Annotated in this window: 18 protein-coding genes; 9 read left to right on the top strand and 9 right to left on the bottom strand. The window is 61.3% G+C overall.

Going from position 1 to position 14059, the window contains the following annotated elements; genetic code table 11:
* Positions 1–16: 16 nt before the first annotated feature.
* Complete coding sequence (locus ACPPVV_RS10595; RefSeq protein ID WP_426699854.1) at positions 17–214, bottom strand: DUF6229 family protein; 198 nt, start codon at positions 212–214, stop codon at positions 17–19.
* A 629-nt stretch (positions 215–843) separates the two neighbouring features.
* Here ACPPVV_RS10595 and ACPPVV_RS10590 point away from each other — a divergent pair.
* The gene (locus ACPPVV_RS10590; protein WP_426699853.1) at positions 844–1584 is read left to right on the top strand and encodes a nuclear transport factor 2 family protein; all 741 of its coding nucleotides are present in this window, start codon (positions 844–846) and stop codon (positions 1582–1584) included.
* A 103-nt stretch (positions 1585–1687) separates the two neighbouring features.
* Here ACPPVV_RS10590 and ACPPVV_RS10585 read toward each other — a convergent pair whose 3' ends face one another.
* Positions 1688–1870 (bottom strand): hypothetical protein, encoded by a 183-nt coding sequence (locus tag ACPPVV_RS10585; protein WP_426699852.1) that lies wholly within the window; start codon positions 1868–1870, stop codon positions 1688–1690.
* Between the two features lie 540 nt (positions 1871–2410).
* Here ACPPVV_RS10585 and ACPPVV_RS10580 point away from each other — a divergent pair.
* Positions 2411–2803 (top strand): carboxypeptidase-like regulatory domain-containing protein, encoded by a 393-nt coding sequence (locus ACPPVV_RS10580; RefSeq protein WP_426699851.1) that lies wholly within the window; start codon positions 2411–2413, stop codon positions 2801–2803.
* A 308-nt stretch (positions 2804–3111) separates the two neighbouring features.
* Here ACPPVV_RS10580 and ACPPVV_RS10575 read toward each other — a convergent pair whose 3' ends face one another.
* The 3 genes from ACPPVV_RS10575 to ACPPVV_RS10565 all read right to left on the bottom strand — a co-directional run bounded on the left by ACPPVV_RS10575 (position 3112) and on the right by ACPPVV_RS10565 (position 5257).
* Complete coding sequence (locus ACPPVV_RS10575; RefSeq protein ID WP_426699850.1) at positions 3112–3765, bottom strand: glutathione S-transferase family protein; 654 nt, start codon at positions 3763–3765, stop codon at positions 3112–3114.
* 120 nt (positions 3766–3885) lie between these two features.
* Entirely contained in the window at positions 3886–4365 is a 480-nt protein-coding gene (locus tag ACPPVV_RS10570) for a VOC family protein (protein ID WP_426699849.1), read from the bottom strand.
* A gap of 172 nt (positions 4366–4537) precedes the next feature.
* Positions 4538–5257 (bottom strand): hypothetical protein, encoded by a 720-nt coding sequence (locus tag ACPPVV_RS10565; RefSeq protein ID WP_426699848.1) that lies wholly within the window; start codon positions 5255–5257, stop codon positions 4538–4540.
* A 171-nt stretch (positions 5258–5428) separates the two neighbouring features.
* Between ACPPVV_RS10565 and ACPPVV_RS10560 the strand changes: the two genes are divergently transcribed.
* Genes ACPPVV_RS10560 through ACPPVV_RS10550 form a run of 3 tightly spaced genes read left to right on the top strand, consistent with a single transcriptional unit; the run spans position 5429 to position 8094 of the window.
* Positions 5429–6040, top strand: a complete 612-nt coding sequence (locus ACPPVV_RS10560; RefSeq protein WP_426699847.1) for a hypothetical protein — start codon at positions 5429–5431, stop codon at positions 6038–6040.
* A 19-nt stretch (positions 6041–6059) separates the two neighbouring features.
* On the top strand, positions 6060–7541 hold the full coding sequence (locus ACPPVV_RS10555; RefSeq protein ID WP_426699846.1) for a phospholipase effector Tle1 domain-containing protein: 1482 nt from the start codon (positions 6060–6062) through the stop codon (positions 7539–7541).
* 10 nt (positions 7542–7551) lie between these two features.
* A complete protein-coding gene (locus ACPPVV_RS10550) occupies positions 7552–8094 on the top strand; it encodes a hypothetical protein (RefSeq protein WP_426699845.1) in 543 nt (180 codons plus the stop codon).
* A 77-nt stretch (positions 8095–8171) separates the two neighbouring features.
* On the opposite strand, the gene ACPPVV_RS10545 is transcribed toward ACPPVV_RS10550, so the two are convergent.
* Together ACPPVV_RS10545 and ACPPVV_RS10540 are read right to left on the bottom strand one after the other, a co-directional pair.
* On the bottom strand, positions 8172–8663 hold the full coding sequence (locus ACPPVV_RS10545; RefSeq protein WP_426699844.1) for a group II truncated hemoglobin: 492 nt from the start codon (positions 8661–8663) through the stop codon (positions 8172–8174).
* Entirely contained in the window at positions 8660–8971 is a 312-nt protein-coding gene (locus ACPPVV_RS10540; protein ID WP_426699843.1) for an antibiotic biosynthesis monooxygenase family protein, read from the bottom strand. Before ACPPVV_RS10540 ends, ACPPVV_RS10545 begins: the two co-directional genes overlap by 4 nt.
* A gap of 159 nt (positions 8972–9130) precedes the next feature.
* On the opposite strand from ACPPVV_RS10540, the gene ACPPVV_RS10535 reads away from it, so the two are divergent.
* From ACPPVV_RS10535 to ACPPVV_RS10525, 3 genes are all read left to right on the top strand, one after another.
* On the top strand, positions 9131–9427 hold the full coding sequence (locus ACPPVV_RS10535; RefSeq protein ID WP_426699842.1) for a winged helix-turn-helix transcriptional regulator: 297 nt from the start codon (positions 9131–9133) through the stop codon (positions 9425–9427).
* A gap of 163 nt (positions 9428–9590) precedes the next feature.
* Positions 9591–10757 carry a M23 family metallopeptidase gene (locus ACPPVV_RS10530; RefSeq protein ID WP_426699841.1) on the top strand — a complete coding sequence of 389 codons (1167 nt, stop codon included), beginning with the start codon at positions 9591–9593 and terminating at the stop codon, positions 10755–10757.
* 246 nt (positions 10758–11003) lie between these two features.
* Entirely contained in the window at positions 11004–11414 is a 411-nt protein-coding gene (locus ACPPVV_RS10525) for a nuclear transport factor 2 family protein (RefSeq protein WP_426703217.1), read from the top strand.
* A gap of 65 nt (positions 11415–11479) precedes the next feature.
* On the opposite strand, the gene ACPPVV_RS10520 is transcribed toward ACPPVV_RS10525, so the two are convergent.
* Entirely contained in the window at positions 11480–12067 is a 588-nt protein-coding gene (locus tag ACPPVV_RS10520) for a hypothetical protein (RefSeq protein ID WP_426699840.1), read from the bottom strand.
* Between the two features lie 44 nt (positions 12068–12111).
* Between ACPPVV_RS10520 and ACPPVV_RS10515 the strand changes: the two genes are divergently transcribed.
* A complete protein-coding gene (locus tag ACPPVV_RS10515; RefSeq protein ID WP_426699839.1) occupies positions 12112–12558 on the top strand; it encodes a winged helix-turn-helix transcriptional regulator in 447 nt (148 codons plus the stop codon).
* An 82-nt stretch (positions 12559–12640) separates the two neighbouring features.
* Here ACPPVV_RS10515 and ACPPVV_RS10510 read toward each other — a convergent pair whose 3' ends face one another.
* Positions 12641–13858 carry a DUF1624 domain-containing protein gene (locus ACPPVV_RS10510; protein ID WP_426699838.1) on the bottom strand — a complete coding sequence of 406 codons (1218 nt, stop codon included), beginning with the start codon at positions 13856–13858 and terminating at the stop codon, positions 12641–12643.
* Positions 13859–14059 lie beyond the last annotated feature (201 nt).

The following is a 14059-nucleotide window of genomic DNA, read 5'->3' as shown; positions in this document are numbered from 1 at the left end:
TAGCCCGTAGACTTGCTTAGGCGCAGCTGCCGCAGCGAGGGTCGATGGTGGCACACAGTTTCGCTGACGAAATCATGTTTTCCTTCATGTCGTCGACGGCTGCCTCCATGGCAGAAACGCCCCCGAAGAAAAGAGGTCCGGCGGGATTGTCCAATCCGTTCGCACTATCCGAACCGTCGAGCCAAGATGCAACAACGTGGTCTGCGTTCGACATTGTTTCTCTCCTTGTTAAGTTTCAGAGGCGGTGGGCCAGTGCCGCTAAACCCATCGCGCTCTCAGGCTTCGCCTGCTGCGATGCGTTGTCAACTATCAAAGGAGCCAACTGATGTGTGATGGACGAAAAGCGTGATCCAGTCCACAAGCCCTCCCCAAAAGGGCGACATGAATGGCCCGGGTTTTTCGGACACGTCGGTCAAGCACTGACCGGACGACTGCCAACTGAGAGCTACCCACGCGAACTTCAAGACCGAAGCCATCGAAGCGGTGATGAATTCATTGAGGTGCTGCTACTGGCGAGCCACGACCAGGCACTGGAGATCGCCTGTCGCATTGGCGTGGTCATCCGCGAAGGCGCCGTCTGCGAAGCGGCGTATCCGGAGATTACGATCGGTGTGGCCACCGCGGGATGGCAGTCAGGCCAAATCGTTGCTGGAAGCGGCGGACTCCAGGCTTTACGCAACGAAGCATCGCCGCGCCAAAGGCGATGCGACCCAGGAAGGGTAGGGAACGTGGTCGAGTTTCGACCACGGCCTCGCGATGGTTCGATGGGGAACCGCGTGACTTCGTGCACATGCTCCGGTTCTTCGGGGAGCGCAGGCTTGCCCATTCATCGTGGAGGTGGCCATGCGCATGTCTCGGCTGGGATCGCTTGCAGGCTTCGCTGTATTTGGTTTATGTCGTGTGGCGCACGGTACCGAAACGCCTGAGGTACTGCGCGGCGAGCTGTTGCAGATCACGCAGACCCTTGTCGACGCGATTCCCCAGGGCAACCGTCAGCCGTGGAACCAGCTGCTGACAAAGGACGCGGTGATCATCGACGAGTTTGGTCGGATCGCGCACAAGGCTGACACCGTGGCCTCCCTGCGTCCGTTCCCCGCCGGCCTATCCGGAAGCATCGAACTTCGCGACGCACACGTGCGGCGATACGGCGACGCCGCGCTCATGCAGGTCGAGCAATACGAACGTGAGACGGTATTCGGCCAGAAGCTGGTCGTGCGTTACCAGACCCTGCTCACCTTCGTGCGGCAATCGGGTAAGTGGAAACTTGCCGGTTACGAAGACGTCACGATCCCGACCGCCCCACCGGAGCTGCGCGTCGAAGGGCTGGTCCCAGGCGACTACGTCGGAACCTACCGTTACGCGCCCAAGAGTGCGTGGACCATCAGCGCCCACGATGGCGTACTCGCCTACACATCGCACGCTGGCGGACCGGCAAACGTGCTCCATCCGATCGCCAAGGACGTTTTCGTGGGCAGCGACGACGAGCGGAACCTGCTGATCTTCCGCCGCGATCAAAAAGGTCACATCGTGGCGTTGATCGAGCGCCGCAAGTTCAACGATCTGCGGCTGAACCGGGACAGCTAGCAAAGGCATCGCCAAAGGAGGCGAAAAGCAGCGGCGCGCAGCCTGGTTTGGAGACTCGACTGCCTGTTCGATCAAGTCGTTCTGGCAGCCGTCTTGCCGGCGATCATTTGCCAGACTTCTCCGGCTTCTTGGTCTTGGCTTCGGTTTCCTTGGCACCGGCTTCGCGTTGCTTTTCGTAATCGCGCGAGGCCGTGTCCTCCTGCTGATGCCTGGTGTTGTTTGTGCCACGTTTGGCCAGATCGTGTTCTTTGTCTTTCATGGCGATCTCACTCTTGCCCGGTTTCATGCAGAGTGCGGCAGGCGAAGTTAAGACGACATGGTGGTTACGTCCACGAGGTGAACGCCGGAGGCACGCAGCGAGTTGATTTCGCTTTGCCATCTTGCCGTTGCTTCCGTCGGTCCCTGCCAGCGCTGTGGCATGAAAAACGCGGATGCACCTAGCGCGCCCGGACCTGCTCCCGGTTTTTGTTTCTCGTTGCGACGCCAGGCATGCGACCAGGAGGAGGGCAAGGTCCTCCATGCACATTTCCTTGGAAGTGTTTGCGCTGTGGGATGGCTGTCGTCAAGGCATCACGTCAAGGGCCATGACCTATGACCCGTCATGACTTCTGGCCCTCGGTCGCGGACTTCGTGATGGCTACGCTGCGTACGGTTTCCGGCGGATGGTGTCCCATCGCTCGCCGGGTGACCATGGACAATGCAAGTTGCAAGTGCCGGGCCCTGCGCCTGACACCCGGACGACAGTGTCCAGTACGACCCATGAGCGGATCGCCAACCCCAGGCAGGCTCATGTCCCCCACATCGATATACACCGGAAGACTTTCCCATGAACAAGAATAAAATCTCTTCGAACCATCCGTTCTCGCGTCGCCAAGGTTGGAGCCTGGTATTGGCGGCCGTCATCGGCGTGAGTGGCTTGGTGGGATCCGCCACAGCCAACGCGCAGGCCACCTCGGGCGATGTGTTCGGCAAGGCACCGGTAGGCTACACCGTCGCTGCCCACAGCATGAAGTCTGGAACCCAGCGTGAGGTTCACGTCGACGCCAAGGGCCATTACACCATCAGGTCCTTGCCGGCAGGCGTTTATATGGTAACGCTGAAGGAGAATGGCAAAGCCTTGCTGGAGCACCCGAACGTCCCGGTTTTGGTGGGACGTGGAATCAAGGTGGACCTCGAGTGCGCGCCGAACCAGTGCGCGGAAGTTGCCGACAAGCAGTGATGAACTGAGGTCGGTCCAGGCGGGCAGATTCACTTTCTCCAACCGGACAAGTGCGTCTGCCCTGTTATCTCCGGCATCGTCGTGGGCGGTCGATCAACCAGGATTCATTCCCGGCATCGGAAGTCCGGATCGGATTCACTTTCGTGCTTCCAGTGGCGAACCTCGCCATTTCGCCCAGCTGCTTGTGCCAATTGACACCCATGCCCGCTGGCTATTCTTCAAGGGAAATAAGGAGCAGGTTCGTTTGCCTGATAAATGAACCTGCTGCCCTTTGTCCGTTTGCTTCCACGACGCGGAGCGGTTCTTTGTCAGCCGGTCGAAGGTTGGTCAGTGAATACCGCCAATTGGGCATCGAAGGCACGCTTGAAGGCGGGTCGTGCTTCGGCGCGGGCGACATAGGCGGAGAGGTTTGGGTATTCCTCCAGATTGCCCGTCGGCTTCGAGCGAAACAGCACGCCCACCATCATCAGGTCGGCCGCACTGAATGCACCATCGAGCCATTCCGCGTCGCCCAGGCGGCCGGATAGCAGTCCCAGCGTTTTACTCGCGCGCGCATCGAGCATGGGCTGGCGTTGCTCGTACCAGGGCTTGTCGCGCTCAAATACCATGGCCATGCTGCGCTCGACCAGCGGCGGCTCCACCGTGTTGACCGCGGCGAACATCCATGAAATCGCACGCGCCCGGGCATTCGCATCGTCGGGTAGCAGGCCTGCGCGTGTCTGTGCGATGTGGAACACGATGGCCCCCGACTCGAACAGGGTCAGGTCGCCTTCTTCATAGGTGGGGATCTGCCCGAAGGGATGGCGCGCGAGATGCGCGGGTTCCTTCATCGCACTGAACGAAACAAGACGAACCTCGTAGGGCTGGCCTGCTTCTTCGAGCGCCCAGCGAACGCGCATGTCGCGTGCGAGTCCTCGGCCGCGATCGGGCGAACGTTCAAAGGCGGTGATGGTGGGTTTCATGGGAAGGCTCCGGGTAGTTGCAGACGCCATCGGGAATCGCGGGTTGAGTGCGAGAGCTGAAGCCACAGTCGGAGTGCGCCCTTCCAACGGCGGCTCCGATAATGCGGCGGGCCGCCTTGGTTAGCCGCGAACGGCGGCTTCAATCGCGGCGATATCGATCTTGGACATCTCCATCATGGCGTCGAACGCGCGCTTGGCGATGGCGGGGTCCGGGTTGGTGACCGCGGCCGTCAGGACGCGCGGGGTGATCTGCCACGACAGGCCCCACTTGTCTTTGCACCAGCCGCAGGCGCTTGCCTGGCCCCCGTTGTCGATAATCGCATTCCACAGGCGATCGGTTTCGGCCTGGTCGTCGGTCGCTACCTGGAACGAGAACGCTTCGTCGTGCGAGAACGCAGGCCCGCCGTTCAAGCCCAGGCACGGGATGCCCATGACCGTGAACTCGACCATCAAAGCGTCGCCGTGCTTACCCGCCGGGTAGTTTCCCGGTGCGTGATGGACAGCACCCACGGCACTGTCCGGAAACGTCTTGGCGTAGAACGTCGCGGCGTCCAGGGCGGTGCCGTTGTACCAAAGGCAGATCGTGTTCTTGCTGGCCATGTGAATTCTCCAGTTGAGAGCAGCGGGAATGCGCTCTTACTTCCTTCGACGAAAGAAGGGCGCGCAGATCGACATCATGTCGAAAAAAATTCTAGAACGAGCCATGGCGTAGTGAAGCGCCCCAAGTTGCCCGAAGACTGTACGGTTTGAGGCATCTCGCCCTGGCAGTGGTTCAGTTCTTGGGTACCAACTCGCCGGTTACCTTGCCTGTGTTGTCCATCATCTGCAGTGACGGCGTACCGTCCTTGGCGACCTTCATCACGATGCGCGGATGGCCCTGCGGATCGTTCATGGCGAGCTGCACACTGCCGTCGGTGTTGCGGCCCAGCATCATGCGCCGGGTCGGGCCGCCGCGCTCGGCGAAGAACGCCTTCATCCGGGCGCCTTGCTGGTTCTTCGGCAGATCCTTGATGGCCGCCATCAACTGGATCTCTTCGAGGATCGAGTAATCCGGGTAATCGTTGAATTGCAACTTGGTGTAGCGGCCATCCTTTTCCTGGTGGGAGTCCAGCGCCATGGTCTGATCCTGCTCGTAGGCATCGAAGGAAAGGTGTCCATGGGATTCCTTGGTGCCGTCCTTGTCCTTTTCGCCGCCGAAGACCAGTCCACCGTTTTCGCTGCCCTCGTCGTTGTAGAAGATCATGCCGGCGGCCTTGCGATTGGGATGCGGATACTCCTTGCCCTTGATGACGATGCCCGGCGCGGTGGCGGCATCGGAGATCACCAGTCGCAAGGTGCCGTCTGGCTCGCGCACGTTGATGCGGTGGACATCCAGTTCGTCGAGCGACATTTTTCTGGGTTCGTGCGCGAAGCCACTCAGGACCGTCACGGCAAATACTGCGGTAAGTACACCGGCATAGATCATCAGGACACGCTGGCCGATGGGTTTCATGGGTGTTTCCTCCTCGTGGTCGATGGCATGGGTAGCTGACATGGTCGCACGCAGTGAAACAGGGTCGTCGTGTGAGCCTCGGTAAAAGCGTGGGGCTGCGCCGGTTACGCGATATCGGCCCTTTTCGATAGACTGTTAGTATCGATGGCAATGGATTTGCGAGGAGCAGCGATGCGGAACGTACTCATTAGAGGCAAGGCCGTGGGCTTCGCCATCCTCATGTTGATCTTGACCACAGGGAGCCAGGCCATGACATCCACATCCGCCAGCGATTTGCAGACGCCGCCGCCAGAGACTACGCAGGTTCCACTGCATTTCGCGGGCCATAATTTCGAGGCGAAGTGCTACAACACTTTGCGTTGTAGCGTGGTCTACAACGATCACGATTTCACGGTTCTCGATAACAATACCCCCTCACCAGTTCCCTCTTCGTCGGACTACAGAAAAAATTGGGGCACGGCGACTTATTTGGATATCCGGGCCTTCTCATCTCCCGCCGTAGTGAAGTGGACCGCAAAAGACGGTTCTGATCATGAGGCCACGGTCGACTTCGACAAAATTTTCAAGGATCGGCTGATCTGGCATAAGGTGCCCAAGGTCGATATGAAGGATTTCTACCGCGGACCATATGCTGGTAATCCGGATATTTTCCTGGAAGTGAACGACCGTACCGTCAATGTATTCATGACCATGCTGGTGCCGACCAAGACCGAACAAATTCCTGGGAATAAATACAGTTTTGGTCGCGATGATCTATTTTTGACCTGGACCCACACGTATTGATCGAGGGAGCGAGACGACGATGAGCAGTCAGGACGACAAGTTGGATCTGGATGGCATCCGCAACGATGGTGTGTCGTTCTACCCGGCGGATGTACAACGATTGCAAAGCTATGTAGTGGCAGAGCAGCAGTTGGCGCAGTTTCAGGCTCCAGTGCTGATCCATGCGGGCAAGCCGCACGAGCGGTTATATGTGGCGGCTTTCGACGGCACTGGAAACGACAAGACCAAAGACCCACAACACGAAACCAATGTGGGCAAAATCAGCGATCAAATAAAGCACGAAAACAATTCCCATATACAGACCGGTTATGTTGCCGGCCCCGGAACTCAGAGCGGCTGGTTGGCGCGCACTTACGACGGCATGACGGGACACACCTATTCACCACGCATGGAGGAGATGTACAAACAATTCGTTGAACAGGCACGAAAATGGAAGCAAGAAGACCCACAGGCAGAAATTCGCCTTGCAGACGTGGGTTTCAGTCGTGGCTCGGAACAGGCCGCCGGCTTTGCGCGAATGGTGCATGAGCGCGGCATCCAGGATCCGACTGGTGCGGTATACACCAGAGATTCCAACAACATGATCACCGGCGTTACTTACAGCAATGAGCCGTTGATGAAGCCTGGAGAGGTGGCACAGGCGGAAATGCTATTCGACGCGGTGGGTACAGGCGAGCCGGAAAAACACGACCGCCGGCCGCCGCCGTCGGTGATTTCCGGGTTGCAGATCATCGCTACGGATGAGCGGCGCAATCTGTTCAAGTCCGACCACATCATCGATCCGGGTCAGACGCCGGACGGACGCTTCCTGGGCGTGACGGTGGCCGGTGTGCACTCGGATGTCGGCGGCAGTTATTTTCGCGACGGGTTGGCGGCGCGCAGCGACAATCTGGCGATCAATTACCTCAACGCGCTGAGTGACAAACCATTTTTGAAAAATGTCGCGGAACCGACCGACCCGCGCTTGAACGTGGTGCATCGTTCGGAAGAGGGCATGTTCATCTATCGGGTCGCCGGCAAGATCGACCGCACCGAGCCGGAAGGCTACAACGAGCGATTGGTGCCGCGCGAACGGGAGATGGCCTATACCTCGCAAGGCTGGCAACCGGGACCTTGGCACGAGCGGCCCGGCGTTGCCGATCCTTATAACGCCGAGCCGCTCGACAAGGGGTTGAGCGCACAGTTCGAGCGCCAGTCAGTGAGGACCGGTCAGCCACTGCAGACACAAGCCCAGACGCAAACGTCAATTCGGGATCAGCTCCAGGCACCGGCGGTCACCAGGAACAGTTCCGTCGATGACATGTTCGAGGGTTTGTGTGCCGCAGCAGCGAAGGGTGATTGCGACGGCATGCGTTCGATCAGCGGGGCATACCTGGAATCGTCGCAAGGTCAGGCGTGGCTGGCGCAGGGCCAGCAGTTCAATCTAGAAGCGCAGGCCCAGCAGGCTGCCCAGCAACAGACACAACAACAAGCACAGCAGAGCCAGGGTTTTGGTCGCTAGGGAGAGTGGCATGGATCAGGATGACATCAAGGCATTAGCGGTCAAGCTGGCAGCCTTCACCGATCTGTTGGAGCAACGCGGCAATGAGGTGGTGCGGCAGACCGGGCAGGCGGCACTGGCTATCGATCAATCGGCGCGCAACGCGGCAGCCAGATCCGAGCAGTTGACCGCGCAAGCGGTGAACGAATTCAAGCGCGCTGCTGCCGATGTGGTGGCGCAGGGCCTGCGCCAACCGCTGGAAGAAGCTGGTCGGGTGATGCAGATCGGCACGCACAACATCCAGTCCGCCACCGCCGAGCTGGAGCAGCGCATGGCGGCGATCCAGAAAGTGCATGCGGCCAACGCATGGAAAACTTTCATTGCCAGCGCCATCGCTTCGGTCGCGGTGATCGGTGCGGCAGCCTATATCGGTGTGCGCACTCATCAGGACATGACCCGTTCCGAGTGGGTCGGTCAAATCAACACCGCCATTGCCAAAGGTAAATTGGCAACTTGCGCGGGCGGCGGTCTGTGCGCCCACGTCGGCAAGCAGTGGGTTCGGCTGGACGAGTGAAGCGTTGGAGTTCGTGGGCGCTTCGCAGCGGAAGCGCCACAAGTGCGGCCGGGGAGGTTAACCACTCCCGCCCTCCATCAGTGCTCCTTGTCGCCTGCCCCCTGATAGGGACCGCCGACTTCTCCCCAGCCCCAGGTGGGCATGGCGGAATCGGCATCGGGCATCGATTCCAGCTGTGAGTTGATCAGCGCCAGCCGTGTTCCCCATTCGAGATAGCCGACGAAAGCCGAGCGGAACTCGGGGTCGTCCGGCAATCCGACGGCGTCGGCGCACTCCAGCAGCAACGTCATCCAACGCAGGCGTTGGGCTTCGGTCAGATGTTTGCCCAGATGCTGGAGGATCATGGCGTGATGGCCGCCGCGTTCGCGACTGTAGAGCGCAGGTCCACCCAGGACTTCGGCGATGAAAGCGGCGACCAGGCGCGGATGATCGGCGGCCATGCGGGCGAACAGCGGTGCCAGCAGAGGTTCATCGGTGACGCGCTGATAGAACATCTTTGTCAACTGCTCGAAGGCCTCGCGTCCACCGGCCCATTCGTAGAGAGTGGGTACTGTCGTCGACGCGGTCACGATGCTTTCGCCGTGACGGTGGCGACCTGTTCGTAATGCCGCATCTCCAGGATGTTGTTCACATGGGGTTTGATCGCGGCGAAGAATTGCCGGAACTCGCTGCTTTGGCGAAAGCCCTGCATGTGACCTTCGACCGAATCCCATTCGATGCGCAGGATGTAGCAGCCGGGTTCGTCCAGACAACGCGACAACTCGTAACCGAGGCAGTGGGGCGACACGGCGAGACTGTCTCCGGCCCGTGCATAATCGGCTTCAAAGGCTTCGGCATCCTGCGAAGCGATGTCGTAACGGATGTATTCCACAATCATGCGAAGTACTCGTGGCAATGGCAAAGGGTGCCGCCTTTGTAGTGCACTTCGCCGCCGCAAGCTACGCACCTCGAGGTTACCCAAGGGCCACCCATGAACACGCCAACCACCCCTCGTCGTCGCCATGCATTCGTCTGTCCTGTCGATGTGGCACTGAGCATGATCAGCGGCAAATGGAAGCCGATGATCCTGTGGCTGCTGACCGCCAAGGCGCGGCGCTTCAGTGACCTGCAGTCAGCCATGCCGCTCATAGCGCACAAGGTATTGGCCCAGCAATTGCGCCAGTTGGAAGCCGATGGTGTCATCCAGCGCATCGTGCGCGAGGACCTGCCGAACGCAGGTGGATACCGGCTGACGGACTTCGGCCGCACTCTGCGCCCCGCGCTCAACGCACTCGCGAACTGGGGGAAGACTCACCACCAGTCGATCGGCGCCCATTATGGCGTCGTGGAGTAAACGCCGTAGCCGATCCCGGTAGCGACTTCGTCCATGCTCGTCCGTGACAAATCCGGCGACAGCGGGAATGAAATCGGGTTAACTATCTCCCAGCTGGCCCATTGGCCCGCATCGGCACTGACCATGCGGCCATTGCCGTACACCCCGGGGGATGCACGTGTCGATGAATGGAAGTTTCGGGCGCTGGCTTTTCGCGCCCTTGTTCTGCTGGATTTCACTGGCTGTTGCGCAACAGGCCCTCGCCCCGGTGGAGGCGCGCGTGCCGTTTGCTCCAGCCGCGGTGGTCGGCAGCGATGAACGGGTACATCTTGCCTACGAGCTTCATGTCACCAGCATTTACGGCGACACCGGACCTCTGAAGCCACAGGAACTGGACGTGTATGCGGACGATGACCACACGCCGCTCGCCCGTTTCAATGCCGACGACCTGGCGGGGATGAGCCGGCCGGCACCGGCCGAACATATGCCGGTGACCATCGATGCCGGCAAGCGCGTTGTCGTCTATGTCTGGCTGACGCTGCCCAAAGGGCGGTCGGTGCCACGGACACTGCGCCACCGGATGACGTTCGCCAACGCGAAGCATCGGACCGAGTTGCTCGATGGCGTGAGCGTATCGCTGAGTGCGCAGGCACCGGTGGTTATCGGACCGCCGTTGCGCGGGGGACTCTGGCTGGCACACGAGGGGCCGGGCAATGCACATTCGCACCACTGGGGCAGCCTGGTGGCGGTGAACGGGCAGGTGACCATTCCGCAACGTTACGCCATGGACCTGGTGGGAGTCGATCCGCGCGGGCAGGGGGTGCGTGCCGGTGTGAAGGATGGCGGCAAGTCCCATGCCGACTGGGTCGGCTACGCTGCGGACGTGCTGGCGGTGGCCGACGGTGTCGTGCGCGACGCGCGCGACGGCGAGGCGGAACACCCGCCACTCAGCCCGCAGTCCGAGCCGGAGTCCCTGACGGCACACGGTCTGTACGGCAACTACGTAGTGCTGGAGATCAGGCCCGGCGTGTTCGCCACCTATGCGCACCTGCAGCGCGGCAGCGTGAAGGTGCATATCGGCGATCACGTACGCCGGGGACAGCTGCTGGCGCGCCTGGGCCAATCCGGTAGTTCCAGCGCGCCGCATCTGCATTTCCAGCTTTCCAACGCGATGACGTTCGAAGGCTCGGAAGGCCTGCCGTTCCTGTTCGATCGCTTCGATCTGCTCGGACCGGAAACGGAGGCGCAGCTGTTCGGCCAGGGCACACCATGGAGCCCGCTGCCTCTGCAGCACCGACAGGCCGAGATGCCGCTGAACGACATGGTGATCGGATTCCCGGTGTCGCGTTGACCTCGAAACGGAAGCGGCGCCAGGGACCGCGGGTTCCTGCGTTGCTGGACTTATGAGCCTGGCCTGGTTGACGCCATCGACTTGGCCGGTTGCGAAGACCTGATCAAGCCCGTTGATTGACCTTGCCGAGGTCTGCAGTAAATACCGCCCGTTGTCTGACTCGTTGCTTGCAGCCATTTGTTTTCAGGAGACGTCACGACCATGCCACAACTGAACAGGAAAACCGGGAAACTCTGGCTGTTGGCCATGCTGATGGGGATCGCGGCCACCGCGGGTGCGGTCGAGCCGGGCCCGTCCACCCGCACACTGCTGCAAGCCGAGGCCGATGCCTGTCGAGCCTTCGAGGCCGGCAACGCGAATGTATTGCGTCACGCGTTAACGGCGGATTTCACGCTCGTCGATTCGCACGGCAACGTGACCAACCTTGAGCAGAACCTTGCCGAGGTCGCCGCGCGCGAGCCGTTCTACGAGGAATTTCGCAATCACGATCAGCAGGTACGCCTGTACGGCGATGCCGCGCTGATCGTCGGTATCACCAGCATCCGCGGTCGCGCGGGCAGCAAAGCGTTCGCCGCCGACTTCCGCTACACGGACACGTGGGTCCGCCGCCACGGCAAGTGGCTGTTGGCGGCAAGCCACGCCAGCCGGTTGCCCTAGCCGGAATCAGAGACCGAGGTAGCGAATCGAGTTGATTGCCTTGGTCCCCTTTCCCTGGCTGCGCGCTACTTCAGTCGCTTGTCCGTCGCCACCCAGTTGACCTCCCAGGTCTTGCCGCCATCGTCCGAGAACGCCTGCTCGAAGTGGATGGTATCGGCGTCGACCGGCGTGATCGTGAAACGAACGAAGATCGCGCGGCCGTCCAGATCTTCCTGGTCGTAGAACTCGCCGTGGCCGTCAATGAATCCGCCGATCGTCGGCTGTCCCAGCGTTCCGCCACGACTGCTGGCGAAGTTGAGGCTCCATTGCCGCGATTGCGGATTGTAGAGGCGCAGGTTCAGGCCTTCGAAATGGCCAGCCGGGCCGTCGGCCGTCAGCTCGACCAGGTTGGCGCGCCCGTCCCAGACCTTGCGCACGGTGGTGACGCCCTCGTACGCCGCCCATTCGTTCGATCCCGACAGTGGATGCACGAGCCGCTTCAGGTGCGTCTTCCACGTGCCGATCTCGAAATCGAAATCGTGTTGGCCATCGTGCGGCGCCGCCGGCTCATGCCTGGCGGCCTGCGGCGTCTGCGCGGAGCCCTGAGCGGCCGGCAGACAAAGCAGTCCCGCGATGGCCGTACAAAGCATGAACACACGGCGAGGGTTCGGCATGGCATTCTCCAGCGTTATCGGGTTGGCTGACGCTAGAGGTGTCCATGGCCAGTGACAAGACGGCACATAAAGGTGCGTATCCGTTGGCGAAGCCCCATCCGCTTGCCGATTGTCCGCTGCACGCGGCCTTCGCCGCGGTGGGTGGCAAATGGAAGCTCACCATCATCTATTGGCTCGCCCACGAAACCCACCACTTCTCCGGCTTGCTGCGGCGCGTCGCGCCGATCTCGCACAAGGTGTTGACCGAACAGCTACGCGAACTGGAAGCCGACGGTCTGGTCGTGCGCCAGGTGACTGCGCCGGTGCCCGCGCCGGTGCAGTACCGCCTGAGCGATTACGGCTGCACGGTGCTGCCGCTGGTGGAACATGCCCGCGTCTGGGGTCTGGCGCATCTGCAGCGCGTTCACGGCGCGGACAGGGCGCCATCGACGACCGCACTGGGTTGCGCCGGGACGCTTGCGACGATTGTGCGGGAACGGGGCGCGGAGTAAATTTTCAGAACGGCCTGCGAACCCTTTTTAGGGATGACCGACTCCAGGCGCGATCAAGTACTACCGGCTTCGGGTGAAGAGATCAGAGATAGCTGAGCCACCAGTCCCTGCGCCGCCGCTTCACGCCGGCGTACCAGCGGCAGAGCGGGTAGAACGCCAGCACCACGCACGCCCATAGCAGGTAGATCGCCGGCAGACCGGCGTCCCAACCGGGCGGAGCGGTGAACGGGAAGTGGCCCAGGTCCGGCGAGCGGAACATGCCGCCGATATCGCCGTAGCGCAGGTAGCAGACAACCACTGCCAGCAGATGGATCAGGTAGAAATGCAGGACGTAGAAGAACAGCGGCACCTTGCCGTAGACCAGCGCGGGGCGCAGCAACTGCGGCGTGCGTGCGTCGAAGACACGCAGCAGGAGCAGCGCCGGACCCAGCGTCATCAGCAGGAACAGCAGCGAGGGCGGGTACTTCTGGGTGTTCAGGAAGGAGAGCAGCGTCCACAGCGGCGAGTGCTGCGCCGACCACGGCACCGGATCGCCATACACGTTGAGCAGGCGCAGCAGTATGAATCCGACGGTGAGAACCAGGCCGAGTCGCAACAACAGTGCCTGCCTGCGCTCCACACCCCAGTTGTAGCTAAAACCGAGCGCGTAACCCAGCGCGGTAACACCGACCCAGGGCACCAGCGGATAGGTGACAAACACTGCATGCGCCCCGGTGTGGACGAAGTCGGGCGCATGCAGAATCGACCACAGTGGTGCAAGCGGGCCGAACGCATCGGCCTGGATGCCGTCCAGCAGGTTGTGGCCGGCGACCATCGCCACGCCCAGAACGACCAACACCCGGATCGGCAGATGGATCAGCCCGGCCAGCACGATCATCGCCCAGCCCAGCGCCCACAGCACGATGAGCAGGGTGATCCGGTAGTCGACGTTGAACTGCAGGGCGAAGCGCATCACCACCACCTCCAGCACGATCAGCCACGCGCCGCGCGTGAGCAGGAAGCGCGATAGCTCGCGCTTGCTCATGCGCTGCAGCGTCAGGCAGGCGCTGGTACCGGTAAGCAGGAAGAACACCGGCGCGCAGAAGTGGGTGATCCAGCGAGTGAAGAACAGCGCCGCCGTGGTGGTGGCGAGGTTGGTCGGGCTGGCATCGAGCGCGCCGAAGAAGTCGTGCACGTGATCGAGCGCCATGATGACGATGATGATCCCGCGCAGCAGATCGATCGATTCGATACGGACGCGGGCGGTCGGGACCTCACCGGTTGCCGCGCGAACTGCAGGCGATGATGTTGCGGTATCCACGTTGTCCGCTCCCCTGGGTCAGCCGGTCAGACGTCGCGTGTGGCCGACGCCGTGCGAACGATGATCGTAACGCGAACGGCAAGAGGGCGGAGGCGATCGGACGCCTTGCCGCCGCTTATCGTTGCGGCCCGGATGGGTTATCGCCGACTGCAGGCATGGTCATCCGGAATTCGAGGGATCAGATGACGATCGGGTCGTCAG

Origin of the sequence: Rhodanobacter sp. Col0626 (assembly GCF_049994385.1) — a bacterium.
In the GTDB taxonomy this organism is placed as follows: Bacteria; Pseudomonadota; Gammaproteobacteria; order Xanthomonadales; family Rhodanobacteraceae; genus Rhodanobacter.
The sequence above is the reverse complement of the archived record's forward strand: the minus strand, read 5'-3'. Positions and strand labels throughout refer to the sequence as shown.